This window comes from Mycolicibacterium sp. XJ870, from assembly GCF_053483975.1.
Window position 1 is genome coordinate 395,763 of the sequence record NZ_JBEFTI010000001.1, and the last position, 26,727, is coordinate 422,489.

Annotated in this window: 22 protein-coding genes and 1 pseudogene; 17 read left to right on the forward strand and 6 right to left on the reverse strand. The window is 64.6% G+C overall.

Annotated features, from left to right (window positions below; genetic code table 11):
* Positions 1 to 11: 11 nt before the first annotated feature.
* Positions 12 to 3,524 carry a DNA-directed RNA polymerase subunit beta gene (rpoB, locus tag ABQF30_RS01955; RefSeq protein ID WP_448460618.1) on the forward strand — a complete coding sequence of 1,171 codons (3,513 nt, stop codon included), beginning with the start codon at positions 12 to 14 and terminating at the stop codon, positions 3,522 to 3,524.
* 41 nt (positions 3,525 to 3,565) lie between these two features.
* Complete coding sequence (locus ABQF30_RS01960; protein ID WP_448460620.1) at positions 3,566 to 7,519, forward strand: DNA-directed RNA polymerase subunit beta'; 3,954 nt, start codon at positions 3,566 to 3,568, stop codon at positions 7,517 to 7,519.
* 42 nt (positions 7,520 to 7,561) lie between these two features.
* On the opposite strand, the gene ABQF30_RS01965 is transcribed toward ABQF30_RS01960, so the two are convergent.
* Positions 7,562 to 8,182, reverse strand: a complete 621-nt coding sequence (locus ABQF30_RS01965) for a maleylpyruvate isomerase family mycothiol-dependent enzyme (protein ID WP_448460622.1) — start codon at positions 8,180 to 8,182, stop codon at positions 7,562 to 7,564.
* A 92-nt stretch (positions 8,183 to 8,274) separates the two neighbouring features.
* Here ABQF30_RS01965 and ABQF30_RS01970 point away from each other — a divergent pair, with 92 nt between their 5' ends.
* A complete protein-coding gene (locus tag ABQF30_RS01970; protein WP_448460624.1) occupies positions 8,275 to 9,027 on the forward strand; it encodes a deoxyribonuclease IV in 753 nt (250 codons plus the stop codon).
* A gap of 66 nt (positions 9,028 to 9,093) precedes the next feature.
* On the forward strand, positions 9,094 to 10,275 hold the full coding sequence (locus ABQF30_RS01975) for a phosphatase PAP2 family protein (RefSeq protein ID WP_448460626.1): 1,182 nt from the start codon (positions 9,094 to 9,096) through the stop codon (positions 10,273 to 10,275).
* Here ABQF30_RS01975 and ABQF30_RS01980 read toward each other — a convergent pair.
* Positions 10,213 to 10,479: pseudogene (locus tag ABQF30_RS01980) on the reverse strand (cupin domain-containing protein); the annotation flags it as partial. The gene ABQF30_RS01975 and the pseudogene ABQF30_RS01980 sit on opposite strands and share 63 nt — an antisense overlap.
* A gap of 139 nt (positions 10,480 to 10,618) precedes the next feature.
* Between ABQF30_RS01980 and ABQF30_RS01985 the strand changes: the two are divergent.
* The 6 genes from ABQF30_RS01985 (at position 10,619) to ABQF30_RS02010 (ending at position 16,458) form a co-directional block, all read left to right on the forward strand.
* Positions 10,619 to 11,074, forward strand: a complete 456-nt coding sequence (locus tag ABQF30_RS01985; protein WP_448460627.1) for a peptidoglycan-binding domain-containing protein — start codon at positions 10,619 to 10,621, stop codon at positions 11,072 to 11,074.
* A gap of 16 nt (positions 11,075 to 11,090) precedes the next feature.
* Positions 11,091 to 12,260, forward strand: a complete 1,170-nt coding sequence (locus tag ABQF30_RS01990) for a hypothetical protein (protein WP_448460629.1) — start codon at positions 11,091 to 11,093, stop codon at positions 12,258 to 12,260.
* Between the two features lie 53 nt (positions 12,261 to 12,313).
* Positions 12,314 to 13,939: an acyl-CoA dehydrogenase family protein gene (locus tag ABQF30_RS01995; RefSeq protein WP_448460630.1), complete on the forward strand. Its 1,626-nt coding sequence runs from the start codon at positions 12,314 to 12,316 to the stop codon at positions 13,937 to 13,939.
* An 85-nt stretch (positions 13,940 to 14,024) separates the two neighbouring features.
* On the forward strand, positions 14,025 to 14,963 hold the full coding sequence (locus tag ABQF30_RS02000; RefSeq protein WP_448460632.1) for a crotonase/enoyl-CoA hydratase family protein: 939 nt from the start codon (positions 14,025 to 14,027) through the stop codon (positions 14,961 to 14,963).
* A gap of 20 nt (positions 14,964 to 14,983) precedes the next feature.
* A complete protein-coding gene (locus ABQF30_RS02005) occupies positions 14,984 to 15,697 on the forward strand; it encodes a PaaX family transcriptional regulator C-terminal domain-containing protein (RefSeq protein ID WP_448463366.1) in 714 nt (237 codons plus the stop codon).
* Positions 15,694 to 16,458 carry a crotonase/enoyl-CoA hydratase family protein gene (locus ABQF30_RS02010; RefSeq protein ID WP_448460634.1) on the forward strand — a complete coding sequence of 255 codons (765 nt, stop codon included), beginning with the start codon at positions 15,694 to 15,696 and terminating at the stop codon, positions 16,456 to 16,458. Before ABQF30_RS02005 ends, ABQF30_RS02010 begins: the two co-directional genes overlap by 4 nt.
* 81 nt (positions 16,459 to 16,539) lie before the next feature.
* On the opposite strand, the gene ABQF30_RS02015 is transcribed toward ABQF30_RS02010, so the two are convergent.
* The 4 genes from ABQF30_RS02015 to ABQF30_RS02030 form a co-directional block, all read right to left on the reverse strand.
* The gene (locus ABQF30_RS02015) at positions 16,540 to 17,901 is read right to left on the reverse strand and encodes a hypothetical protein (RefSeq protein ID WP_448460636.1); all 1,362 of its coding nucleotides are present in this window, start codon (positions 17,899 to 17,901) and stop codon (positions 16,540 to 16,542) included.
* 583 nt (positions 17,902 to 18,484) lie between these two features.
* Positions 18,485 to 18,865 (reverse strand): MarR family winged helix-turn-helix transcriptional regulator, encoded by a 381-nt coding sequence (locus tag ABQF30_RS02020; protein WP_448460638.1) that lies wholly within the window; start codon positions 18,863 to 18,865, stop codon positions 18,485 to 18,487.
* 466 nt (positions 18,866 to 19,331) lie between these two features.
* Entirely contained in the window at positions 19,332 to 19,736 is a 405-nt protein-coding gene (locus ABQF30_RS02025; protein WP_448460640.1) for a DUF3060 domain-containing protein, read from the reverse strand.
* A gap of 20 nt (positions 19,737 to 19,756) precedes the next feature.
* Complete coding sequence (locus ABQF30_RS02030; protein WP_448460642.1) at positions 19,757 to 20,125, reverse strand: DUF3060 domain-containing protein; 369 nt, start codon at positions 20,123 to 20,125, stop codon at positions 19,757 to 19,759.
* 140 nt (positions 20,126 to 20,265) lie between these two features.
* Between ABQF30_RS02030 and ABQF30_RS02035 the strand changes: the two genes are divergently transcribed.
* From ABQF30_RS02035 to tuf, 7 genes are all read left to right on the forward strand, one after another.
* A complete protein-coding gene (locus ABQF30_RS02035; protein ID WP_448460644.1) occupies positions 20,266 to 20,838 on the forward strand; it encodes a DUF3558 domain-containing protein in 573 nt (190 codons plus the stop codon).
* A 1-nt stretch (position 20,839) separates the two neighbouring features.
* Positions 20,840 to 21,364 carry a DUF3558 domain-containing protein gene (locus tag ABQF30_RS02040; protein ID WP_448460646.1) on the forward strand — a complete coding sequence of 175 codons (525 nt, stop codon included), beginning with the start codon at positions 20,840 to 20,842 and terminating at the stop codon, positions 21,362 to 21,364.
* Positions 21,365 to 21,442: 78 nt separating this feature from the next.
* On the forward strand, positions 21,443 to 22,051 hold the full coding sequence (locus ABQF30_RS02045; protein ID WP_448460647.1) for a TetR/AcrR family transcriptional regulator: 609 nt from the start codon (positions 21,443 to 21,445) through the stop codon (positions 22,049 to 22,051).
* Positions 22,052 to 22,348: 297 nt separating this feature from the next.
* Complete coding sequence (gene rpsL, locus ABQF30_RS02050) at positions 22,349 to 22,723, forward strand: 30S ribosomal protein S12 (RefSeq protein ID WP_007167812.1); 375 nt, start codon at positions 22,349 to 22,351, stop codon at positions 22,721 to 22,723.
* Positions 22,723 to 23,193 (forward strand): 30S ribosomal protein S7, encoded by a 471-nt coding sequence (gene rpsG, locus ABQF30_RS02055; protein ID WP_448460649.1) that lies wholly within the window; start codon positions 22,723 to 22,725, stop codon positions 23,191 to 23,193. Before rpsL ends, rpsG begins: the two co-directional genes overlap by 1 nt.
* A gap of 87 nt (positions 23,194 to 23,280) precedes the next feature.
* Complete coding sequence (fusA, locus tag ABQF30_RS02060; protein WP_448460651.1) at positions 23,281 to 25,383, forward strand: elongation factor G; 2,103 nt, start codon at positions 23,281 to 23,283, stop codon at positions 25,381 to 25,383.
* A gap of 83 nt (positions 25,384 to 25,466) precedes the next feature.
* Positions 25,467 to 26,657, forward strand: a complete 1,191-nt coding sequence (gene tuf / locus ABQF30_RS02065; protein WP_448460653.1) for an elongation factor Tu — start codon at positions 25,467 to 25,469, stop codon at positions 26,655 to 26,657.
* The last annotated feature ends 70 nt before the right edge of the window (positions 26,658 to 26,727 follow it).

The window sequence follows — 26,727 nt, forward strand, 5'->3', positions numbered from 1 at the left end:
CGTCGCATGAGGTGCTGGAAGGATGCATCTTGGCCGTCTCTAGCCAGAGCAAGTCAGCGAACGCTATCACCAATAACTCCGTCCCAGGAGCACCGAACCGAGTTTCATTTGCCAAGCTCCGCGAGCCGCTTGAGGTTCCGGGGCTACTCGACGTTCAGACCGATTCCTTCGATTGGTTGGTCGGGTCCGACGGGTGGCGGCAGAAGGCTCTGGACCGCGGTGACACCGAACCCAAGGGTGGTCTCGAAGAGGTCCTCGAGGAGCTCTCACCGATCGAGGACTTCTCCGGCTCGATGTCGCTGAGCTTCTCCGATCCGCGCTTCGACGAGGTCAAAGCCCCGGTCGACGAGTGCAAAGACAAGGACATGACGTACGCGGCCCCGCTGTTCGTCACGGCCGAGTTCATCAACAACAACACCGGCGAGATCAAGAGCCAGACGGTCTTCATGGGTGACTTCCCGATGATGACCGAGAAGGGCACCTTCATCATCAACGGCACCGAGCGTGTCGTGGTGAGCCAGCTCGTCCGGTCGCCCGGTGTGTACTTCGACGAGAACATCGACAAGTCCACCGAGAAGACGCTGCACAGCGTCAAGGTGATCCCCGGCCGCGGCGCGTGGCTGGAGTTCGACATCGACAAGCGTGACACCGTCGGTGTGCGTATCGACCGCAAGCGCCGTCAGCCCGTCACCGTGCTGCTCAAGGCACTGGGCTGGACCAACGAGCAGATCGTGGAGCGCTTCGGCTTCTCCGAGATCATGATGGGCACGCTCGAGAAGGACAGCACCGCCGGTCCCGACGAGGCGCTGCTGGACATCTACCGCAAGTTGCGCCCGGGCGAGCCGCCGACCAAGGAGTCCGCGCAGACCCTGCTGGAGAACCTGTTCTTCAAGGAGAAGCGTTACGACCTGGCCCGCGTGGGCCGCTACAAGGTGAACAAGAAGCTCGGCCTCAACGCCGGTAAGCCGATCACCAGTTCGACGCTGACCGAAGAGGACGTCGTCGCCACGATCGAGTACCTGGTGCGGCTGCATCACGGTGACCAGATGATGACGGTCCCCGGTGGAGTCGAGGTTCCGGTCGAGGTCGATGACATCGACCACTTCGGCAACCGTCGTCTGCGCACCGTGGGCGAGCTGATCCAGAACCAGATCCGGGTCGGCCTGTCCCGTATGGAGCGTGTCGTGCGTGAGCGCATGACCACCCAGGACGTCGAGGCGATCACGCCGCAGACCCTGATCAACATCCGTCCCGTCGTGGCGGCGATCAAGGAGTTCTTCGGCACCAGCCAGCTGTCGCAGTTCATGGACCAGAACAACCCGCTCTCGGGTCTGACCCACAAGCGCCGCCTGTCGGCGCTGGGCCCCGGCGGTCTGTCCCGCGAGCGCGCCGGCCTTGAGGTTCGCGACGTGCACTCCAGCCACTACGGCCGCATGTGCCCGATCGAGACTCCTGAGGGTCCGAACATCGGTCTGATCGGCTCGCTGTCGGTGTACGCCCGGGTCAACCCGTTCGGCTTCATCGAGACGCCGTACCGCAAGGTCAACGACGGTGTGGTCTCCGACCAGATCGACTACCTGACTGCCGACGAGGAGGACCGCCACGTCGTGGCGCAGGCCAACTCGCCGATCGCTGACGACGGCCGCTTCACCGAAGACCGCGTCATGGTCCGCAAGAAGGGCGGCGAGGTCGAGTTCGTGCCGGCCGATCAGGTCGACTACATGGACGTCTCGCCGCGCCAGATGGTGTCGGTCGCGACCGCGATGATCCCGTTCCTCGAGCACGACGACGCCAACCGTGCCCTGATGGGTGCCAACATGCAGCGCCAGGCCGTTCCGCTGGTGCGTAGTGAGGCACCGCTGGTCGGCACCGGTATGGAACTGCGTGCCGCGATCGACGCGGGCGATGTCGTCGTCTCCGAGAAGACGGGCGTCGTCGAGGAGGTCTCCGCCGACTACGTCACCGTGATGGCGGACGACGGCACCCGGCACACCTACCGGATGCGCAAGTTCGCCCGGTCCAACCACGGCACCTGTGCCAACCAGCGTCCGATCGTGGACGCCGGGCAACGGGTCGAGGCCGGCCAGGTCATCGCCGACGGACCGTGCACCCAGAACGGTGAGATGGCACTGGGCAAGAACCTGCTCGTGGCGATCATGCCGTGGGAGGGCCACAACTACGAGGACGCGATCATCCTCTCCAACCGCCTGGTGGAAGAGGACGTGCTCACCTCGATTCACATCGAAGAGCACGAGATCGATGCCCGCGACACCAAGCTGGGCGCCGAGGAGATCACCCGGGACATCCCGAACGTCTCCGATGAGGTGCTGGCCGATCTCGACGAGCGCGGCATCGTCCGCATCGGCGCCGAGGTCCGCGACGGCGACATCCTGGTCGGCAAGGTCACCCCGAAGGGCGAGACCGAGCTGACCCCGGAAGAGCGTCTGCTGCGTGCCATCTTCGGCGAGAAGGCCCGCGAGGTCCGCGACACGTCGCTCAAGGTGCCCCACGGTGAGTCCGGCAAGGTCATCGGCATCCGCGTGTTCTCTCGCGAGGATGACGACGAGCTGCCCGCCGGCGTCAACGAGCTGGTCCGCGTGTACGTCGCGCAGAAGCGCAAGATCTCCGACGGCGACAAGCTCGCCGGACGCCACGGCAACAAGGGCGTCATCGGCAAGATCCTGCCCGTCGAGGACATGCCGTTCATGCCCGACGGCACCCCGGTGGACATCATCCTGAACACCCACGGTGTGCCGCGTCGTATGAACATCGGCCAGATCCTGGAAACCCACCTCGGGTGGGTAGCCAAGGCCGGCTGGAACATCGACGTTGCCACCAGCACTCCGGACTGGGCGAGCAAGCTGCCCGAGGACCTGCTCTCCGCCCCGGCGGACAGCATCGTGTCCACCCCGGTGTTCGACGGTGCTCGCGAGGATGAGCTGACAGGTCTGCTGTCGTCGACCCTGCCGAACCGCGACGGTGACGTCATGGTCAACGGCGACGGCAAGTCGCAGTTGTTCGATGGCCGCAGTGGCGAGCCGTTCCCGTACCCGGTGACGGTCGGCTACATGTACATCCTCAAGCTGCACCACCTGGTGGACGACAAGATCCACGCTCGTTCCACCGGCCCGTACTCGATGATCACCCAGCAGCCGCTGGGCGGTAAGGCGCAGTTCGGTGGCCAGCGGTTCGGTGAGATGGAGTGTTGGGCCATGCAGGCCTACGGCGCCGCCTACACCCTGCAGGAACTGCTGACCATCAAGTCTGACGACACCGTCGGTCGAGTCAAGGTGTACGAGGCGATCGTCAAGGGCGAGAACATCCCCGAACCCGGTATTCCGGAGTCGTTCAAGGTGCTTCTCAAAGAGCTGCAGTCGCTGTGCCTCAACGTTGAGGTGCTCTCCAGCGACGGTGCGGCAATCGAGATGCGTGACGGTGACGACGAGGACCTGGAGCGCGCTGCCGCGAACCTGGGAATCAACCTGTCCCGCAACGAGTCCGCGTCGGTCGAAGATCTCGCCTAAGTGTTATTGGCTACAAATCCCGCAAGGGGAAAGGGAGTTACGTGCTAGACGTCAACTTCTTCGATGAACTCCGCATCGGCCTCGCCACCGCGGACGACATCCGTAACTGGTCCTTCGGCGAGGTCAAGAAGCCGGAGACCATCAACTACCGCACGCTCAAGCCAGAGAAGGACGGCCTGTTCTGCGAGAAGATCTTCGGACCGACTCGCGACTGGGAGTGCTACTGCGGCAAGTACAAGCGCGTCCGCTTCAAGGGCATCATCTGTGAGCGCTGCGGCGTCGAGGTCACTCGCGCCAAGGTGCGTCGTGAGCGGATGGGCCACATCGAGCTGGCCGCGCCCGTCACGCACATCTGGTACTTCAAGGGTGTGCCGAGCCGGTTGGGCTACCTGCTCGACCTGGCCCCGAAGGATCTCGAGAAGATCATCTACTTCGCGGCCTACGTGATCACCTCTGTCGACGACGAGATGCGCCACAACGAGCTGTCCACGCTGGAGGCCGAGATGGCCGTCGAGCGTAAGGCCGTTGAGGACCAGCGTGACTCGGACCTGGAGGCCCGCGCCCAGAAGCTCGAGGCCGACATGGCCGAGCTGGAGGCCGAGGGTGCCAAGTCCGACGTGCGCCGCAAGGTGCGCGACGGCGGCGAGCGGGAGATGCGTCAGCTCCGCGACCGGGCCCAGCGTGAGCTGGACCGGCTCGAGGAAATCTGGACCACCTTCACCAAGCTGGCTCCCAAGCAGCTGATCGTGGACGAGGTGCTCTACCGCGAGCTGCAGGACCGCTACGGCGAGTACTTCACCGGCGCCATGGGTGCGGAGTCGATCAAGAAGCTCATCGAGACCTTCGACATCGACGCCGAGGCCGAGAGCCTCCGCGAGACGATCCGCAGTGGCAAGGGCCAGAAGAAGCTGCGTGCGCTCAAGCGGCTGAAGGTCGTCGCGGCGTTCCAGACCAACCGGAACTCGCCGATGGGCATGGTGCTCGACGCCGTGCCGGTGATCCCGCCGGAGCTTCGCCCGATGGTGCAGCTGGACGGTGGCCGCTTCGCGACCTCCGACCTCAACGACCTGTACCGCCGCGTGATCAACCGCAACAACCGGTTGAAGCGACTGATCGACCTCGGCGCGCCCGAGATCATCGTCAACAACGAGAAGCGCATGCTTCAGGAGTCGGTGGACGCGCTGTTCGACAACGGCCGTCGTGGTCGTCCGGTCACCGGACCGGGCAACCGTCCGCTCAAGTCGTTGAGCGATCTGCTCAAGGGCAAGCAGGGCCGGTTCCGTCAGAACCTGCTCGGCAAGCGCGTCGACTACTCGGGCCGTTCGGTCATCGTGGTCGGCCCGCAGCTCAAGCTGCACCAGTGCGGTCTGCCGAAGCTGATGGCTCTGGAGCTGTTCAAGCCGTTCGTGATGAAGCGTCTGGTCGATTTGAACCACGCGCAGAACATCAAGAGCGCCAAGCGCATGGTGGAGCGTCAGCGTCCCCAGGTGTGGGATGTCCTCGAAGAGGTCATCGCCGAGCACCCGGTGCTGCTGAACCGTGCACCTACGCTGCACCGCCTCGGCATCCAGGCCTTCGAGCCTCAGCTGGTGGAGGGTAAGGCCATCCAGCTGCACCCGCTGGTGTGTGAGGCGTTCAACGCCGACTTCGACGGTGACCAGATGGCCGTGCACCTTCCGCTGTCCGCGGAGGCGCAGGCCGAGGCCCGCGTCCTGATGCTGTCCTCGAACAACATCCTGTCGCCTGCGTCGGGTAAGCCGTTGGCCATGCCGCGTTTGGACATGGTGACGGGGCTGTACTTCCTGACCACCGAGGTCGAGGGCGACACCGGCGAGTACGTGGCCGCAGCCAAGGACAGCCCGGAGAGCGGTGTGTACAGCAGCCCGGCGGAGGCCATCATGGCCCTGGACCGCGGTGCGCTGTCGGTTCGCGCCAAGATCAAGGTGCGGCTCACCGATCTGCGTCCCCCCGTTGATCTCGAGCACCAGCTGTTCGAGAACGGCTGGCGCCCGGGCATGGCGTGGACCGCCGAGACCACGCTGGGTCGCGTGATGTTCAACGAGCTGCTGCCGATCTCGTACCCGTTCGTCAACGAGCAGATGCACAAGAAGGTCCAGGCCCGGATCATCAACGATCTGGCCGAGCGCTTCCCGATGATCGTTGTGGCGCAGACCGTCGACAAGCTCAAGGACGCCGGCTTCCACTGGGCCACCCGCTCGGGTGTCACGGTCTCGATGGCCGACGTTCTGGTGCCGCCGCAGAAGCAGGAAATCCTGGAGCGGCACGAGGCCGAGGCCGACGCGATCGAGCGCAAGTACCAGCGTGGTGCCCTGAACCACAAGGAGCGCAACGACTCGCTGGTCAAGATCTGGCAGGACGCCACCGAAGAGGTCGGTAAGGCGATGGAGGAGTTCTACCCGGCGGACAACCCGATCATCACGATCGTGCGGTCGGGCGCCACGGGTAACCTCACCCAGACCCGCACCCTGGCCGGCATGAAGGGCCTGGTGACCAACCCGAAGGGTGAGTTCATCCCGCGGCCGATCAAGTCCTCGTTCCGTGAGGGCCTGACGGTGTTGGAGTACTTCATCAACACCCACGGCGCCCGTAAGGGTCTGGCGGACACCGCTCTGCGTACCGCTGACTCGGGTTACCTGACCCGTCGTCTGGTCGATGTGTCGCAGGACGTCATCGTCCGCGAGACCGACTGCGAGACCGAGCGCGGCATCACCGTCACGCTGGCCGAGCGACAGGCCGACGGTTCGCTGATCCGCGATGCGCACGTCGAGACGAGTGCGTTCGCCCGGACGCTGGCCACGGATGCGGTCGACGCCAAGGGCAACGTGATCGTCGAACGCGGACACGACCTGGGCGACCCGGCGATCGACGCGCTGCTGGCTGCCGGCATCGACCACGTCAAGGTGCGTTCGGTGCTGACCTGCACCTCGGCCACCGGTGTGTGTGCCAGGTGCTACGGCCGCTCGATGGCCACCGGCAAGCTGGTCGACATCGGCGAGGCCGTCGGCATCGTCGCCGCCCAGTCCATCGGTGAGCCCGGTACGCAGCTGACCATGCGTACCTTCCACCAGGGTGGTGTTACCGGTGGCGCCGACATCGTCGGTGGTCTGCCCCGCGTGCAGGAGCTCTTCGAGGCTCGTGTTCCGCGGAACAAGGCACCCATCGCCGACGTCGCGGGCCGGGTCCGGCTGGAGGAGAGCGACAAGTTCTTCAAGATCACCATCGTTCCCGACGATGGCGGCGAGGAAGTTGTCTACGACAAGCTCACCAAGCGTCAGCGGCTGCGCGTCATCACGCACGAGGACGGCTCGGAGGGCGTGCTCTCCGACGGCGACCACGTCGAGGTCGGCGACCAGCTGATGGAAGGCTCCGCGGATCCGCACGAGGTGCTGCGTGTCCAGGGCCCCCGCGAGGTGCAGATCCACCTCGTCAAGGAGGTCCAGGAGGTCTACCGGGCGCAGGGTGTGTCGATCCACGACAAGCACATCGAGGTCATCGTCCGACAGATGCTGCGGCGCGTCACGATCATCGATTCGGGTGCGACGGAGTTCCTGCCCGGCTCGCTGACCGAGCGTGCCGAGTTCGAATCCGCGAACCGTCGGGTCGTTGCCGAGGGTGCTGAGCCCGCGGCCGGCCGTCCGGTGCTGATGGGTATCACGAAGGCATCGCTGGCCACGGATTCGTGGCTGTCGGCGGCGTCGTTCCAGGAGACCACGCGGGTGCTTACCGATGCGGCGATCAACTGCCGCAGCGACAAGCTGCAGGGTCTGAAGGAGAACGTGATCATCGGCAAGCTGATCCCGGCAGGTACCGGTATCAACCGGTACCGCAACATCCAGGTGCAGCCGACCGAAGAAGCCCGCGCTGCGGCGTACACGATCCCGTCCTACGAGGATCAGTACTACAGCCCGGACTTCGGCCAGGCGACCGGAGCCGCGGTTCCGCTGGACGACTACGGCTACAGCGACTACCGCTAGCTAGTCAAGGAAAGAGCCCTCGCTTCGTGCGGGGGCTCTTTTCTATGCCGCGAGGTAGGCGAGGCCCGGGCCGTCGAGCTCGTCGAGCGCGACGTGGCGCCCGGAGACGACGAGTAACAGGGCGAGTGCCGTTCCGAGCACCTCCGGGCCCTGGCCGATCGACAGATCAGCATCGGTGGCCGTCACCCTGACTGTTGTCAGGAGTTCTTTGGCCCCACCGAACGACACCGACATGCGGGCCTGCTGGCGCAAGGACCTGACGACGGCCGCGGTGGGATAGGCCCTCGAGAGTCCAAGAGGCCGACGGATGTCCTCGCCGTGGACGACTTCCTCGACGAGCCGTGTACCGAGAGGCGCGGGCGGAGTCGTCGTCCGCGGGGCCGCTCGGCGAAGCCGTTGCAACGTCTCGTGCGGGGACGCTCCGCGGGCACGTGCGACGCCCCGCGCGTTCTGCCGGTCGAAGTCGAACCGCGCCAGTGCCATGTCGACCATGAAGCCAGTAGGCGTCGTCACCGCCACGTCGACCAGATGAGCGACGACGTCGTGCACCGTCCAGCCGTCGCACAGCGACGGCGTCTCCCACTGGGCGTCGTCGAGATGCTCAAGGTCGGCGATCAATGCGGCGCGCTCTGCGTGCACCATCGGCCATATGCCGTTGTCCATAGTGCTTAGGACCGACGTGGACCGGGAAACTCATCGTCGCGCCCGGACTGCTGCCGGAGGAGCTGTCGGCCGGTCTCACTAGACTTGGCGGCGTGCTCATTGGCTCGCATGTAGACAACGCTGACCCGCTGGCCGCGGCCACCGCTGACGGCGCCGACGTCGTGCAGTTCTTCCTCGGCAACCCGCAGAGCTGGAAGAAACCCAAGCCGCGCGAGGACGCCGAGGTGCTCAAGGCGTCGACGGTCCCGCTGTATGTGCACGCGCCGTACCTGATCAATGTCGCGTCGGCGAACAACCGCGTTCGGATCCCGTCACGCAAGATCCTGCAGGACACCTGTGATGCGGCGGCCGAGATCGGTGCGACGGCCGTGATCGTGCACGGTGGACATGCCGACGACAACGACATGGAGGCCGGCTTCGAGCGCTGGGTCAAGGCGCTGGACTACCTCAAAACCGACGTGCCGGTGTACCTGGAGAACACTGCGGGCGGTGATCATGCGATGGCCCGCCACTTCGACGTGATCGCCCGGCTGTGGGATCAGATCGGCGACAAAGGCATCGGTTTCTGCCTGGACACCTGCCACGCCTGGGCGGCTGGTGAGGCATTGATCGACGCCGTGGAGCGCATCAGGGCCATCACCGGGCGCATCGATTTGGTCCACTGCAACGACTCGCGGGATGCCGCCGGCTCCGGGGCGGACCGGCACGCGAATTTCGGTGCCGGTCAGATCGACCCGCAGCTGTTGGCCGCCGTCGTCAAGGCCGCCGATGCGCCGGTGATCTGCGAGACCGCCGATGCGGGCCGCAAGGATGACATCGCGTTCCTGCGCGGACACGTCGGATGAACACAGTTCGGTAACCGAACGGCTGCCCAACGCTGGGTGATGTCGAGGTGAACTACGCTTATCTGAGTGACCGCAATTGACGAGTCGTCAATTGCGCTGACGCCTGCCCTTGAACCGGCCCCAAAGCGTGAGCGCATCCTGAAGATCGTTCGGTGGGTAGCGATCGTGGTTTGGGCCGCAATCGTCATATACCGCACCGCCACCGACGGGTTCGCGTTCAACCGCGAGCTGTTGCTGCTCTACATCTGCAGCGGGCTGGCGGCGGCGAGCATCGGTCAGGGCCGCCGCGTGCTCTACGTCATCCGCGACTGGCTGCCTTTTGCATTGGTGCTGGTGGCCTATGACCTCAGTAGGGGAGCGGCGGATCTCATCGGCCGGCCGACGATGTGGCACTGGCAGGTCGATGCTGACCGGTGGCTGTTCTTCGGGACGATGCCGACAGTGTGGCTGCAGGAGCGGCTGAAGCTGGCGCACCCGCCCTGGTGGGAAGTTGCGATCAGCACGGTCTACATGTCGTTCTTCATCCTGCCGTACGTGGTGGCCGGAGTGCTTTGGCTGCGCAACCGCGACGAATGGAAGGCGTTCGTGCGGCTGTTCGTTGGGCTGTCGTTCGTGGCGTTGGCGATCTACGCCATACTTCCGGCCGCACCGCCGTGGGCGGCTGCGCGGTGCACGGCCGGCGATGTCGAGGGCGGGCCCTCGGGGCCGCGGTGCATGTTCCGCCCAGCACGCGGCGTTCCTGACGGCGGCCTGCTCGGCAACATGCAGTTCAGTCAGGACGGCGCCAACGATTGGATCGAACGGATCGTCGCCCGCGGCTGGGGCAAGCTCAACCTTCACTCCGCCACTGCATTGATCGACCAGGGGCAGGCGAGCGTCAATCTGGTGGCGGCCATTCCGTCGTTGCATGCGGGGTTGACGGCTGCGGTGGCGGCGTTCCTGTGGCACCGCGTACACCGGGGTTGGCGGCCGCTGCTGGTGGCGTATCCGCTCGTCATGGCTTTCACGTTGGTGTACACCGCAGAGCACTTCGTCGTCGACATACTGCTGGGCTGGGCATTGGCGGCCGTGGTGGTGTTCGCGCTGAACAGGTTTGACGCGTGGCGCCGGTCACGCGCCGGTGAGATAGACCTTCCGGAGAGTCTCGGTGACGGTCCAGACTGTGCTGCGGTCCGCCTTCAACCGGACGACGGCCCCGGGCCCGAGCTGCAACGTCGGGCTGCCGTCGTCGAACTCGACCCAGCCTGAACCTGACAGCACGACGAAAACCTCGTCGGCTTCCACATCGGTCATCACGCCCGGCGTCATCTCCCAGACGCCGATTTCCACGCCGCGGAAGTCGTCCAACGCCACCGCCCCTGTCCGCGGTGCGCCGCTGACCGATTGCTCGGCAGGAACGCGCTCGAGTTCCAGATCGAGGTCGGCGGCGGGCACGAGGGTGTTCGGTGTCATCACCGGACCAGTATGTGCGGAGTTGCCGCGCCATCACTTTCGCGCCGGCGAATTCGGGTAGTCCACTACTCGTGCTGCCGGACGCATACGGAATTTACGCTCCTCTGCATCACCGACACGATGACGTGAGGGGCTCATCATGGCTTTCACCGCAAACTCCCTGAGGCGCGGCGACCGCGGAGACAATGTCAGGAAATTGCAGGCGCGGCTCAATCGGGATTATCCGGAGTATTCCGATCTGGACGAAGACGGCGATTTCGGCGCGAAGACCGAAATGGTGGTCCGCGAGTTTCAGCGACGGTCCGGGTTGCCGGACTCGGGGATCGCCGATGCCGCGACTCTGGCGCGGCTCGGCCTGACATCTGAGAATGGCGACGACAAGTCGTGCGGTGACGGCCTTCTCGTCAGTCCGACGACGTCTTGTGAATTCGCCAGAAACGTCCGTGCGGGGTACTTCGCCGTGCCCGGGGACTCCGTTGAAATTGACGTCTTCAGCCCGGCCACTCAGAAGACCTACAGAATGGCGTGCGTCCGGACCGGCGACCGCGTCACCTGCCGAGGTGGGAACGCCGCGGTGGTCACGTTCCACTTCTGATGGCTGAAGGCACACCGTGAGCATCATCGAGGCACCACCGAACTCGTCGCCGGCGGTGCCTGCTGTCTCCGCCGTCCGGCCCGTCGGAGGTCCCGTGTCGGTGGCCTGGCGGGAGGGCACCCTGACGCGGGCCTACGAACTGGAGACGTTGGTCGACTACCTCGCAGTAGGCAATCCGCGCGATGTCGGCGGTGCGCTCTCCACGGCGATCAAGAGCCATCTGGACGCGGCTCGCGACGCGGCGGGGGGAAAGAAGCCGGCATTCGCCAACCGAATCCGGTTGCCACGCACCGGTCCTCTGCTGGAACGTGCGATGAGCAACCTCGATGCCGCAGAGGCGCAGTTGCTCAACCTGGCCCCGCCCTCCTATCTGGCTGGACAGCTCCCTTCGCTGCTCAGGCATGTCCAGCGTCATCTCCGATCGACGGACCCAGGACGTCAGGCGATGGAGCGGCTCGCCAAGACCCTCGCCAGTACAGATCGCGGTTCCCTGGCGGCGGTGATGGAGCAGGAACGGGACACGGTCGTCTCCACGGTTCGGGCGGCCAGCTCTGAGGCGCTGCGAGAGAACGTCCGGCTGCGGAGTTTTCGCAACATCGTGGTCAGCACAACCGTGCTGCTGTCGATGCTCGTCGTCGGTCTAGCGATCATCGGCTACAACGAGCCGAAGTTGATCCCGTTGTGCTTCGCGCCTGAGGACGCCAACGAGGTGACGGTGGTATGCCCCACCAGCCAGTCCCCGCCGTTTGAACCCCAGCGAGCCGGCGTCGACAACAATCGCGAAGCACGCGAAATCGACGATGTGGTGGCCGAGACCGCCGGCGAGTGGGATCTGATCGTCGTCGTGCTCGTCGGGCTGGTCGCCGCCGCGATCGCCTCGGCGGCCACGATCAGCCATGTCAAGGGATCCTCGGAACGCTATGGGATACCTGTGGCTCTGGCGGCGCTCAAGCTGCCGACCGGTGCGCTCACCGCAATTCTCGGTCTGCTGCTGATGCGGGGTCAGTTCGTGCCCGGCCTCAACGCCCTGGATACCCCGGCACAGATTCTCGCGTGGGCACTGGTGTTCGGGTATGCGCAGCAGATCTTCACCAGGCTCATCGATCAACAGGGCCAAACCGTCCTGAACAGTGTTCGGTCGGCCGAACCCGCGAAGCAGTCCGATCAGAAGCCGCCCGCGGCCTGACCCGGGAGTATTACAAGTATTGTGCGACTGTCGAGAAACTGTAATAGTGGGGTATGGCTACACACGTCGTCACCAACCAGGTGCCTGCCCTCGAGGACTACAACCCCGCCACCTCACCGGTTCTCGCCGAAGCCCTCATTCGCGAGGGCGGTGAATGGGGCGTCGATGAGGTGACCGCGCTCGGGGCCCTCAGCGGCAGCAGGCAGGCCCAGCGGTGGGGCGAACTGGCTGACCGCAACCAGCCGATCCTGCACACCCATGACCGCTACGGCCATCGCGTCGACGAGGTGGAATACGATCCTGCCTACCACGAGTTGATGACGGTTGCCGTCGGCCACGGACTCCATGGCGCACCATGGGCCGACGACCGCGACGGCGCGCATGTGGTGCGCGCGGCGAAGACCTCGGTGTGGACGCCCGAACCCGGGCACATGTGCCCGATCTCGATGACCTACGCGGTCGTGCCCGCACTGCGGTTCAACCCGGAGCTGTCGGCGATCTACGAGCCGCTGCTGACCAGTCGGGTCTATGACCCCGAGTTGAAGCTCGCGACGACGAAAGCCGGTATCACCGCCGGCATGTCGATGACCGAGAAGCAGGGCGGGTCTGACGTCCGTGCCGGCACCACACAGGCCGTCCCCAACAGTGACGGCAGCTACTCACTCACCGGCCACAAGTGGTTCACGTCCGCCCCGATGTGCGACGTCTTTCTGGTGCTCGCGCAAACGGGGAGCGGCCTGAGTTGTTTCTTCCTGCCTCGGGTGCTGCCCGACGGCAGCCGCAACCGGATGTTCCTGCAACGCCTCAAGGACAAGCTGGGCAACCACGCCAATGCCTCGAGCGAAGTCGAATACGACGGCGCCACAGCATGGTTGGTAGGCGAGGAGGGGCGTGGCGTGCCGACCATCATCGAGATGGTCAACCTGACCCGCCTCGACTGCACGCTGGGCAGTGCCACCAGCATGCGCACCGGCCTGAGCCGGGCGGTTCACCACGCCCAGCATCGAAAGGCGTTCGGCGAGTATCTGATCGATCAACCACTGATGCGTAACGTGCTGGCCGACCTCGCGGTCGAAGCCGAGACCGCGACAATGCTGGCCATGCGGATGGCGGGTGCCACCGACAAGGCGGTCCGCGGCGACGAACGCGAGACATTGCTTCGCCGTATCGGTTTGGCGGCCGCGAAGTATTGGGTGTGCAAGCGGGCGACTCCGCATGCCGCTGAAGCCATGGAATGCCTGGGCGGCAACGGCTATGTCGAGGAATCAGGGATGCCGCGGCTGTACCGGGAAGCCCCGCTGATGGGCATCTGGGAAGGCTCGGGCAACGTCAGTGCGCTGGATACCCTGCGCGCCATGGCCACTCGTCCCGAGTGTGTCGACGTGCTGTTCGATGAGCTCGGCAGAACCACCGGCCACGATCCGCGCCTCGACGCTCACGTCACGACACTCCAACGCGATCTGCAAGACCTGGAGACCATCCAGTACCGGGGACGCAAAGTCGCCGAAGACATCTCGCTGGCGTTGCAGGGTTCACTGGTCGTGCGCCACGGCCACCCGGCGGTCGCCGAGGCATTCCTGGCCAGCCGGCTCGGCGGCCAGTGGGGCGGTGCCTTCGGCACCTTGCCCACCGGACTGGACCTCGCGCCGATCATCGAGCGTGCGTTGGTCAAAGCATGATTTTTCTCGCCGAGCAGACGCAAACTCGCACAATGCGGGGTCATTTCATGCGAGTTTGTGTCTGCTCGTGCGGAAAGGTGAGGGCATGACTCACGCGATCAGGCCCGTGGACTTCGACAACCTCAAGACCATGACCTACGAGGTCACCGGCAGGGTAGCTCGCATCACGTTCAACCGGCCCGACAAGGGCAATGCGATCGTCGCCGATACGCCCCTTGAGCTCTCGGCGCTGGTCGAGCGTGCCGACCTGGACCCGAATGTGCATGTGATTCTGGTATCGGGTCGAGGCGAAGGATTCTGCGCCGGTTTCGATCTCGGTGCCTATGCGGAAGGTTCGTCGTCGGCGGGCGGCGGCAGCCCGTACCAGGACACCGTGCTGTCGGGCAAGACCCAGGCCGTCAATCACCTTCCGGATCAGCCGTGGGATCCGATGGTCGACTATCAGATGATGAGCCGGTTCGTCCGTGGCTTCTCCAGCCTGATGCGCGCCGACAAACCGACCGTTGTCAAGATCCACGGCTACTGCGTGGCGGGCGGCACCGACATCGCCCTGCATGCCGATCAGGTGATCGCCGCCTCCGACGCCAAGATCGGCTATCCGCCGATGCGGGTGTGGGGGGTGCCCGCCGCCGGGCTGTGGGCACACCGGCTGGGGGATCAGCGTGCGAAAAGGCTGTTGTTCACCGGGGATTGCATCACCGGGGCGCAGGCCGCCGAATGGGGACTGGCTGTCGAGGCGCCGGAGCCGCAGGATCTGGATGCGCGCACCGAACGACTCCTCGAACGCATCGCGGCGATGCCGGTCAACCAGCTCATCATGGCCAAGCTGGCCTGTAACACCGCCTTGCTGCAACAGGGGGTGGCGACCAGCCAGATGGTCAGCACGGTGTTCGACGGCATCGCGCGGCACACACCGGAAGGTCATGCATTCGTGGCCGACGCGCGCGAACACGGTTTTCGCGAGGCGGTGCGTCACCGGGACGAGCCGATGGGCGATCACGGGCGCAAGACGTCCGGGGTGTGACAGTGGCCGCGCTCAACCGGATGACGGCCCGGTCGGTGGTGCTGAGCGTGCTGCTCGGTGCCCATCCGGCCTGGGCCAGCGCGGCCGAATTAGTGCGGCTGACAGCAGATTTCGATATCAGGGAACCGACACTTCGGGTGGCACTGACCCGGATGGTCAGCGCAGGCGATCTGGTGCGCTCGGAGGACGGCTACCGGTTGTCCGACCGGCTGCTGGGCCGGCAGCGCCGCCAGGACGACGCCATCGACCCCAAGCTGCGTGCGGACAACGGCGATTGGCTGACCCTCGTCATCACCAGCGTCGGCACCGATGCCCGCACGCGTGCGTCGGTGCGGAACACCCTGCAGCAGTATCGTTTCGCTGAGCTGCGCGAAGGGGTGTGGATGCGCCCGGACAACCTGGATCAGATCCTGCCCCGGGAGATCGCCGACAGAGTCCGCGTACTGCACACCCGCGATGACGACCCTGCTGAACTGGCCGGCCGACTCTGGGATCTGCCCGGTTGGGCGCGCACTGCCGAGGTGTTGCTCGACGAAATATCCTCGGCCGCTGATGTACCCGGACGTTTTCTGGCGGCGGCAGGCATCGTGCGGCACCTGCTCGCCGATCCGGTGCTGCCCGAGGGGCTGCTGCCCGGACATTGGCCAGGCGCAGCTTTGCGCAAGGCCTACAACGACTTCGCCGGCGAACTCGTCGCGCGGCGTGACAGCACCGAACTGATGGAGGCGACGTGACCGAGCCTGTCCGGGTGGAGCGCAACGGTGCGGTGACCACCGTCATCATTGACCGGCCGCATGCCCGCAACGCCGTCAACGGGCCCACCGCTGCGGCACTGTTCGCCGCGTTCGAGCAGTTCGACGATGATGAATCCGCCTCGGTCGCGGTGCTCACCGGCGCCGGTGGAACATTCTGTGCGGGAGCAGATCTCAAGGCGTTCGGCACTCCGGATGCCAACCCGGTGCACCGGAGCGGCCCAGGTCCGATGGGCCCGAGCCGGATGGTGTTGTCCAAACCGGTGATCGCGGCCATCAGCGGTCACGCGGTCGCAGGCGGTCTGGAGCTGGCGCTGTGGTGCGATCTGCGGATAGTCGAGGAGGACGCCGTGCTGGGGGTGTTCTGCCGCCGCTGGGGTGTGCCGCTCATCGACGGGGGCACTGTGCGGCTGCCGCGGCTGATCGGTCAGAGCCGCGCGATGGACCTGATCCTGACCGGTCGTGCGGTCGACGCTGCCGAAGCGCACGCCATCGGTTTGGCCAATCGGGTGGTGCCCACGGGAAAGGCCCGTCAAGCGGCCGAAGAACTGGCCGCCGAACTGGCGAAACTTCCGCAGCAATGCATGCGGGCGGACCGCCTCTCGGCGCTGCACCAGTGGGGTGAATCAGAGCAGGCGGCAATGGACTTCGAGTTCGCCAGCATCTCGCGGGTCAAAGACGAGGCAACTGAAGGCGCGGGACGTTTCGCGGCGGGCGCCGGCCGGCACGGTGCCGGTGCGTGAAATCGGCCTGACATACGCAAGACGCTCGGCCGAGGTATCCCGACCGAGCGCCTTGCGTGATCTTCCGGTTATGCCGCGGCGTCAAGCCGCCGTCTGGGGCTTGTCGTTCTGATCGGCGCCAGCGCGGTGTTTGCCGCCATTGCTGCGCGTTTCGGCTCCGCGGTTTTCATGCTTGGCTGCGCGGCGTTGTGCCTGGGCCTCCCGCTTCGCGGCTTTGGCCTTCTGCTTGGCCGTCCGCTTGGCCTCTTTCGCGGCGTTCCGGTCTTCCCCGCCGGTGTTCTTGTCCGCGGCGGCGTCCGCCTCGGTGGTCGAATCAGTGCTGACGCCGGATCCGGCGTCAGCACTGCCGGTTTCGGCTGACGAACCAGTGGTTGGGGCGTCCGCGACTGCGCGTTGCGGTGCGATGGACAGCGTGACGGTTTTGACCGTATCGAGAGCAGAGGCGGTGCTCTCGGTGATGCGGCTCGCATCGGCACGACCAGCAACAGGCCCGCCCAGAATCTGGGCCGATGTGGAGGTCTCGTCCGTTTCCACCGGCAGTTCTGCTGCGACGGCTTCCTGCGCCGGCACGGCGCTGGGACCTTGCCAGCCAATGGCTTTCGCGATTGTCTGCGGAACGGTCACCAGCAGAGTTTCGACCAGACCCCTGTTGAGCTCGGATGTCGCCGGCGTGAACAGGCCGCTTGTCATGCCGCCGGTTCCATGGGTGTACCCGCTCAGGATGGCGCCGGTGATCACGGCGGGACTGTTGAGGACCGAAGTGAACGCCGCGGCCGAATCACCATCGTTGAGCGCATCGAGCACGCTTTGGGCGCTGTCACCGAACGCATTGACCGCACCCTGCACCGGATTCAGTACCCCCAACCCCAGAGGCATCAACATCTGTGGCACTGCAGCGAGGACGTTCATAGCGTTCTGGCCCATTGCGATAGGGATCTGCATGGTGTTGATGAGCGGGTTCGCAAACGCAAAGAGGCGGAACAGGATAGTGCTGACAATAGCCGCCGCGTCGGTGACGTTGCCCGCCGCGAGGTAGTCGGAAGCCAGGCCGACGAAGTACTTCAGCCGGTAGTCCTCATCCGACGTGAAGAACTGGATGTAGCTGTCGGCGGCGGCTTGGACGGATGTGGAGAACAGTTGCCCGTAGCCCGCTTGGTTGGCGATGACCTGGTTCAGGACCGGCATTGGGTTGGCTGACATGTCGTTACCGATTTGCTTCACGTTGTCGAATGCAGTCCCGAAGACACCCAGCCATCCTGTGACGGGGTCGGTCAGAGCTGGATCCTCAAGCATGGCGGTGAGAGCGGTGAGTTCGACCGACGCCGATGAGACATGAGGTGTCGCAACCACGTCGGACAGCGGTGAAGTGACTGGGCTGATCGGACTTACCGCGATCATCCCGGCCCCGGCCAGCGCGATCCCAGCAGTCAGTGGAGATCGCATAGCTAATTGCATAGAAGTTCCATTTCTGTACGTGATTTTGAATGCATCTGAAGATACTTCAGGTGACGCAGGTAGTTGCCGATGTAAGGAAATTGGACGCTGGTCGGGGAGCGGCGACCGCGCATCGGCTATCCGCGATCTACGCAAACACGGTGTTCGCAGGCTGTCAGATCGCCCACGGCAAACTAGAACGCAGGCGAGAATATTTCACTACGCAAGCAGTTCAGACACAATTGGAACGTGTTCATCGTCCCCGGAGGGGTATCGGCATGCTGCATACAAGGCCACTCTGGAGGCTTGTTTAGTCAAGCTCGCTGCTTGGTTCTTCGATTCGGACCATGAATAATCGTCGTCTCGGTCCGCGAACGAAGAGTCCGATGCAAGCAACTTCGGCTGGTACGCCGGACGGTGTGTGCACTGCGTGCAATCGACGCAGATCGAACAGCGTTTCCATGTCCGGCATGAACCGTCGGACCCCTCGCGAAGGCGGAGAAGCAGAATCCGCCGAGAACCCTCCGTCGGGAGGCGCAGAGTCGAGGCAGGTTGATCCCAGCAAACTCGATATTGATTCAGGAAGGCTCGACTACACGTTGTCGAACCACGTGTGATCCGGCGGCAGGGCGACGTTGACTCGTCGGCAGCTGTCGGCCATCGCCGTCATCTGGTTACGCGATAGAGGATTCAGATAAAACTCCCGGACGGCACGTGCGTAGCTACGCATCGCCTTCCCTCCGCATGTTCGACCCGCGTGGGTAATGCTGGCCTGCACTGACCGGCGGTCCTGCGGGTCAGTTGCACGCACCACGAGCCTGCGTGATTCCATCCGCCGGATCCGGGCGGTGACGCGGCTCGGAATCAGCCTCAGGGATCGGGCGAGTTCACCCATCCGGGCGGAGCCGCCATCCGACTTGGCAAGCGCATCGAGCAGCAGAACATCAACCAGTGCGAGATCGTGCTCGTCCATCAACCGTTGGTTCACGGACCGGCAGAGCTGCGTAGATGAATCGAAAAAGCTCTGCCAGCATTCCTGCTCGGCATCCTCGAACTCGGGAAGAGCGCTAGCTGGTCGGCTCGTGCTCGTCTGTCCCACAGTGCGTGATGCTAACAAGCTGAGGGCACGCGGGAAGGTCAGTTTCGAAATAATGTATTCACAGTGAACTCCCAGGCACTGGCTCTGGTCAACGAGGTATATCCATGCCGCGAAAGGGAATTCGAGAAGCGGGAGCGTTCTGAACGCGCGTGTCTCCGGCTGATCAATCGCAAGTAGTATTCAAAATCGTGCTGATCAGATACGGCAGGCAGAGGCCACCGAGGCGGTCATGCCGCCCGGTGCGTGCGTATGCGAGAAATTGCTGACTCGTGGCGAGCGGACACCAAAGTGCCCAAAACTGGTTGTTCTAGGGCTCTTTCGCGTCTGCCCGCGCAGGAACTCAGCCCTTGCTGATCTTGTTGCCGCTGCCCGTGTCGTTGATCTTGGGGTCGCCGTCCCTGTAGGTGACGGTGTTGTTGAGCCCGACGACCGCCAGGTCTTTGTCGATCCGGTCGATGGTGATCGTGTTGTCGGACCCGCCGATGTTCACGTTGGCGCAGGTGCCCGTCACCGTCAGGTTGTTGTTGGCGCCACCGACATTGAGGGACTTGCCGTCAGCGCAGTCGATGTCGGCCGTGGTGCCGACCGATCCGTAGTTGATCGTATTGCCGACCTCGACGTTGATTCCGGACGAACCCGCCGTCGCCGACGGGGTGTTCGTGTCCTGACTGTCCGAGCCGCAGGCCGCCAACCCGAATGCGGCGACTGCCGCCGCGGTGGCGCCAAGAATCCTGGTGATGCGCATGTGCTCCCTTGCTTTCTTCCTCAGGCGGGTACCCGGTCGAGCCGGTTCGTCATACCCAGTTCGCGGCCGCGGTCGATCAGTGCCGGTGCGCCGTTCTTGAAGAACACCGTCTGGTCATAGCCATACACCGTGATGTCGTTGATGACGTTGTCGGCAATGACGACGTTCGACGAGCCCTGCACGGTGACCGCCCAGCACGTGCCTATCGCATTGATCGTGTTACCGGTGCCGTTCACGATCAGGGTGGACTCATTGCAGTCCAACGTCTGCTCGATGCCCTGGCCCGTGATGTGGGTGTCGCCGTTCTTCGCCCCAGCGGTGGGCGCGCCCACCGTCAGTCCCACAGGCAACGCGACGAGGCAGGCGGCCACAGTCCGGCCCACAGTCATCCAATGCACGATGCTCCCCTTCCGATCCGCTGCCTGGAAGAGTACGTGGCGGCTGCGGATTCCCGGCACCTGTTCGTCACTTCCTCCCGCTGAGGCCGACGGGTCGCGGGAGTTGGCGGTGCTCGGTAGCGTGTTGTGCGATGTACCGGCGTGTTTTGCAGGCTGCTGCCGTCGCGGTCACAGCCGTGGCCGCCGCGGCGTGTTCGCACACCGTCTCCGGGACGGCGCAGCGGGCCGAGCCCGATCCCGCTGATCCGAATCGGAGCTACGGCTACGTCGATGACCGGTGTGGGCTGCTGGCCGACAGCACCGTGCAGGAGATCCTTGCCGCCGACAATCTGGTTCGGCCGTACAGCGGCGCGGTATGCCAGTACGTCCTGTCCCGAAAAGCCCCGCACGCCGCACCGGAGGCAGCGGCCCCTCCGGTCATGGTCGACGTCGTCTTCTCATGGTTCGAAACCGGCAGCCTGCAACGGGAACGCGCGGTGGCGCAGCAGCGCGGCGCGCAGATCACCGACACGATCGTCGAACGACACCAGGCCGTCCTCGCGCGCCGCGACGTCACCGGGGCGGCGTGCTCGGCGACTGCGGCAGCAGGTACGGGTGTGCTCAGCTGGTGGGTGCAGTTCCGCGCTCAGGACGGTCCGAACAGTGGCGATCCCTGCGAGGACGCCGAGAAACTGCTGTCCCAAACTCTCCGATCGGAACTCTGAGGTGTCCCGGGCCCGGCCATTGCTGGTCGGCTTCGCCGTCGGAGTCGTCCTGCTGACCGCGTGCGGTTCACCCGACCCTTCCGAACATCCCGCGTCCCCGGCTCCGACGGGCGACGGATTCCGCAGCGCTGACTGCAACGGCGTCTCCGACGCCGATGTCGCCAGCGCCGTCGGCTCCGCGATGTTCACCAAGGCGGTGGTCAGCGATGCCGGCTGCTTCTGGCAGGAGAACTCTGTGCTGGGCACCTTCGGTGCAGGCATGGGCATCTCGACGTGGTGGTACCGGGGCAGTGACATGGATACCGAGCGGGCATTGGAACAGCGGGCCGGCCGCAGCCTGACCGAACTGTCCCTCGACGGCAACAAGGGCTTCAAAGCCGCCGACGCCAACGTCTGCAGCATTTACGTGGCCAAAGGCGGCGACGTCATCACCTGGTCGATCCAGACGATGAACCCCGCATCGTTGCCCGAGCTGTGCACGATCACCGAGCAACTCGCCCAACTCAGCCAGGACCGAGTGAACTGATCTGAACGGATCGAGGGACTAGAGTTTCACGGCGACCCACTCCTGGGTCATCATCGCCGACCCGAAGGCAGGGCGCACATGTCAGTTCGGCCCGAGCAGCCGTCGACTGGCAGCCGAACGCGTCCGGCTCGGACCACCAGGCTCAGCCGCGACGCGATCGTCAACGCCGCACTGTCCTTTCTGGACCGTGAGGGTTGGGACGCGCTGACCATCAACGCGCTGGCCAGCCAGCTCGGCACCAAAGGCCCTTCGCTGTACAACCACGTACACAGCCTCGAAGACCTGCGCCGCACCGTCCGGATGCGCGTGGTCGACGACATCATCTCGATGCTCAACACAGTCGGCCAGGGCCGCACGCGCGACGACGCCGTGATAGCGATGGCCAGCGCATATCGCAGCTACGCCCACCATCATCCCGGCCGGTATGCGGCCTTCACCCGGATGCCGTTCGGGGGTGACGATCCGGAGTACTCGGCGGCCACCAAGGCTGCCGCCGGCCCGGTCATCTCAGTACTGGCGTCCTACGGGATGGAGGGGGAGGACGCGTTCTACGCTGCACTGGAGTTCTGGTCGGCGTTGCACGGGTTCGTCCTACTGGAAATGACGGGCGTGATGGACGACGTTGACACCGATGCGGTGTTCACCAACATGCTGCTGCGCCTGGCCTCCGGGATGGAGCGTCGATAACCGTAGGCTCTGACCTGCGATTAGACAGCCGCGGACGAGTTTGGTTCGGCGCGGTCGCCCCTGGTATTGTGGTGGATCGTGCCTGGCCGGAAAGGCGCATGCGGCTGAGTTCGTTCGCAAGCGTGCCCGCACGCCGGGCCAATTCGCATGTCTAACACGCATCGAAATTTTGGCGGTACGGACAGGTGCGACACGCCCGGATGCGGGGTACGTAGCCGGGGGATAACTGCAGCACAGAGAACTTCAGAACGACTTACGAGCCACGAGCAACACAAGCAACACAGAGAAAGCCGGTAGATGCCAACCATCCAGCAGCTGGTCCGCAAAGGCCGCCGCGACAAGATCGCCAAGGTGAAGACCGCGGCCCTCAAGGGCAGCCCTCAGCGTCGCGGCGTGTGCACCCGCGTGTACACCACCACCCCGAAGAAGCCGAACTCGGCGCTTCGGAAGGTCGCGCGCGTCAAGCTGACCAGCCAGGTGGAGGTGACCGCTTACATCCCAGGTGAGGGTCACAATCTGCAGGAGCACTCGATGGTGCTGGTGCGCGGCGGCCGGGTGAAGGACCTGCCCGGTGTCCGCTACAAGATCATCCGCGGCTCGCTCGACACCCAGGGTGTGAAGAACCGCAAGCAGGCCCGCAGCCGCTATGGCGCGAAGAAGGAGAAGAGCTAATGCCGCGCAAGGGTCCCGCACCGAAGCGCCCGTTGGTCAACGATCCGGTCTACGGATCGCAGCTGGTCACCCAGCTGGTCAACAAGGTCCTGCTCGATGGGAAGAAATCGCTGGCTGAGCGCATTGTTTATGGTGCCCTCGAGCAGGCCCGCGACAAGACCGGCACCGATCCGGTCGTCACCCTCAAGCGCGCTCTCGACAACGTGAAGCCGGCCCTCGAGGTCCGCAGCCGCCGCGTCGGTGGCGCGACCTACCAGGTTCCGGTCGAGGTCCGCCCGGAACGTTCGGTCACGCTGGCCCTGCGCTGGCTGGTCAGCTTCTCCAAGGCACGTCGCGAGAAGACCATGATCGAGCGCCTGGCGAACGAGATCCTGGATGCGAGCAACGGCCTGGGTGCCGCTGTGAAGCGTCGTGAGGACACTCACAAGATGGCCGAAGCGAACCGGGCTTTCGCGCACTACCGCTGGTGATACCCGCGCCCGGCATCCAGCGTCGGGTGCCGGCCGGCGCGCAATCGAACACCTAATCAAGCAAGCGAGAGAGTTGGGAAGACTTCCGTGGCACAGGACGTGCTGACTGACCTGAACAAGGTCCGCAACATCGGCATCATGGCGCACATCGACGCCGGCAAGACGACGACGACAGAGCGCATCCTCTATTACACCGGCGTCAATTACAAGATCGGCGAGACGCACGACGGTGCCTCCACGACCGACTGGATGGAGCAGGAGCAGGAGCGGGGTATCACCATCACCTCCGCGGCCGTCACCTGTTTCTGGAACAACAACCAGATCAACATCATCGACACCCCCGGGCACGTCGACTTCACCGTCGAGGTGGAGCGCAGCCTGCGGGTTCTCGATGGTGCCGTCGCGGTGTTCGACGGTAAGGAAGGCGTTGAGCCCCAGTCCGAGCAGGTGTGGCGGCAGGCCGACAAGTACGACGTGCCCCGGATCTGCTTCGTCAACAAGATGGACAAGCTCGGTGCGGACTTCTACTTCACCGTGCAGACCATCAAGGACCGCCTCGGCGCCAAGCCGCTGGTGATCCAGCTGCCGATCGGTGCCGAGAACGACTTCGAAGGCATCATCGACCTGGTCGAGATGAAAGCCAAGGTGTGGCGCGGCGAGACCAAGCTCGGCGAGAGCTACGAGACCGTCGAGATTCCTGCCGATCTGGCCGAGAAGGCCGCGCAGTATCGCAGCGAACTGATGGATACGGTCGCGGAGACCGACGAGGCGCTTCTGGAGAAGTACTTCGGCGGCGAAGAGCTCACGATCGATGAGATCAAGGGCGCGATCCGCAAACTGACCGTGAGCAGCGAGCTGTACCCCGTGCTGTGCGGCAGCGCGTTCAAGAACAAGGGCGTGCAGCCCATGTTGGACGCCGTGATCGACTACCTGCCCTCGCCGCTGGACGTCGAGTCCGTCAAGGGTCACGTCCCCGGCAAGGAGGACGAAGAGGTTCTTCGCAAGCCGTCGGTCGACGAGCCGTTCTCGGCACTGGCCTTCAAGATTGCCGTGCACCCCTTCTTTGGCAAGCTCACCTACGTCCGTGTGTACTCCGGCAAGGTCGAGTCCGGTGCGCAGGTCATCAACGCCACCAAGGGCAAGAAGGAGCGGCTGGGCAAGCTGTTCCAGATGCACGCCAACAAGGAGAACCCGGTGGAGTCGGCTTCCGCCGGTCACATCTACGCGGTGATCGGCTTGAAGGACACCACCACCGGTGACACCCTGAGCGACCCCAACAACCAGGTCGTGCTGGAGTCGATGACCTTCCCCGATCCCGTTATCGAGGTGGCCATCGAGCCCAAGACCAAGAGCGACCAGGAGAAGCTCGGTACCGCGATCCAGAAACTCGCCGAGGAGGATCCGACCTTCAAGGTGCACCTGGATCAGGACACCGGCCAGACCGTGATCGGCGGCATGGGCGAGCTCCACCTGGACATCCTGGTGGACCGCATGCGCCGCGAGTTCAAGGTCGAGGCCAACGTGGGCAAGCCGCAGGTGGCTTACCGCGAGACCATTCGCCGCAAGGTGGAGAAGGTCGAGTTCACCCACAAGAAGCAGACGGGTGGATCCGGCCAGTTCGCGAAGGTCCTCATCGACCTCGAGCCGTTCGCCGGCGAGGACGGTGCCACCTACGAGTTCGAGAACAAGGTCACCGGTGGCCGTATCCCGCGTGAGTACATCCCGTCGGTCGACGCCGGTGCGCAGGACGCCATGCAGTACGGCGTGCTCGCCGGCTACCCGCTGGTCAACGTGAAGGTAACGCTGCTCGACGGCGCCTACCACGAGGTCGACTCCTCGGAAATGGCGTTCAAGGTGGCTGGCTCGCAGGTGCTGAAGAAAGCGGCACAGGCAGCCCAGCCGGTCATCCTCGAACCCATCATGGCAGTCGAGGTCACCACGCCCGAGGACTACATGGGTGAGGTGATCGGCGACCTGAACTCCCGCCGTGGTCAGATCCAGGCCATGGAGGAGCGCAGCGGTGCACGCGTCGTCAAGGCGCAGGTTCCGCTGTCGGAGATGTTCGGCTACGTCGGCGACCTTCGGTCGAAGACCCAGGGCCGGGCTAACTACTCCATGGTGTTCGATTCGTATGCCGAAGTGCCGGCCAACGTGTCGAAGGAAATCATCGCGAAGGCCACCGGTCAGTAACCGGTAGCGTCGCAGACCACACAACTGAACACATCTGAAACTGCTTTAAGTAAAAGCACCAACAAGTCCAGGAGGACACCACAGTGGCGAAGGCGAAGTTCGAGCGGACGAAGCCGCACGTCAACATCGGGACCATCGGTCACGTTGACCACGGCAAGACCACGCTTACTGCAGCAATCACCAAGGTTCTGCACGACAAGTACCCCGAGTTGAACGAGTCGCGCGCATTCGACCAGATCGACAATGCGCCTGAAGAGCGTCAGCGCGGTATCACGATCAACATCTCCCACGTGGAGTACCAGACCGAGAAGCGTCACTACGCACACGTCGACGCCCCCGGTCACGCTGACTACATCAAGAACATGATCACCGGTGCCGCCCAGATGGACGGCGCGATCCTGGTGGTCGCCGCTACCGACGGCCCGATGCCGCAGACCCGCGAGCACGTGCTGCTGGCCCGCCAGGTGGGTGTGCCCTACATCCTGGTCGCGCTGAACAAGTCGGACGCGGTGGACGACGAGGAGCTCATCGAGCTCGTCGAGATGGAGGTCCGCGAGCTGCTGGCGGCACAGGACTTCGACGAGGACGCCCCGGTCGTTCGGGTTTCGGCGCTCAAGGCGCTGGAAGGCGACGAGAAGTGGGTCAAGTCGGTCGAGGAGCTCATGGAAGCCGTCGACGAGTCGATCCCGGATCCGGTCCGTGAGACCGACAAGCCGTTCCTGATGCCCGTCGAGGATGTCTTCACGATCACCGGCCGCGGCACCGTGGTCACCGGTCGCGTCGAGCGTGGCGTGATCAACGTGAACGAGGAAGTCGAGATCGTCGGCATCAAGCCGACCGTCACCAAGACCACGGTCACCGGTGTCGAGATGTTCCGCAAGCTGCTCGATCAGGGCATGGCGGGCGACAACGTCGGTCTGCTGGTCCGCGGCATCAAGCGCGAGGACGTCGAGCGCGGCCAGGTCGTCGTGAAGCCCGGCACCACCACGCCGCACACCGAGTTCGAGGGCCAGGTCTACATCCTGTCCAAGGACGAGGGCGGCCGCCACACGCCGTTCTTCAACAACTACCGTCCGCAGTTCTACTTCCGTACCACGGACGTGACCGGCGTGGTGACCCTCCCCGAGGGCACCGAGATGGTGATGCCCGGTGACAACACCGACATCTCCGTCAAGCTGATCCAGCCCGTCGCCATGGACGAGGGCCTGCGCTTCGCGATCCGTGAGGGTGGCCGTACCGTCGGCGCCGGTCGGGTTACGAAGATCAACAAGTAGTAGTTTCTCTGCGCGAGCAGACGCGGAAGCCCCCGAGATCTCCGGATTTCGGGGGCTTTTTCGTGTCACC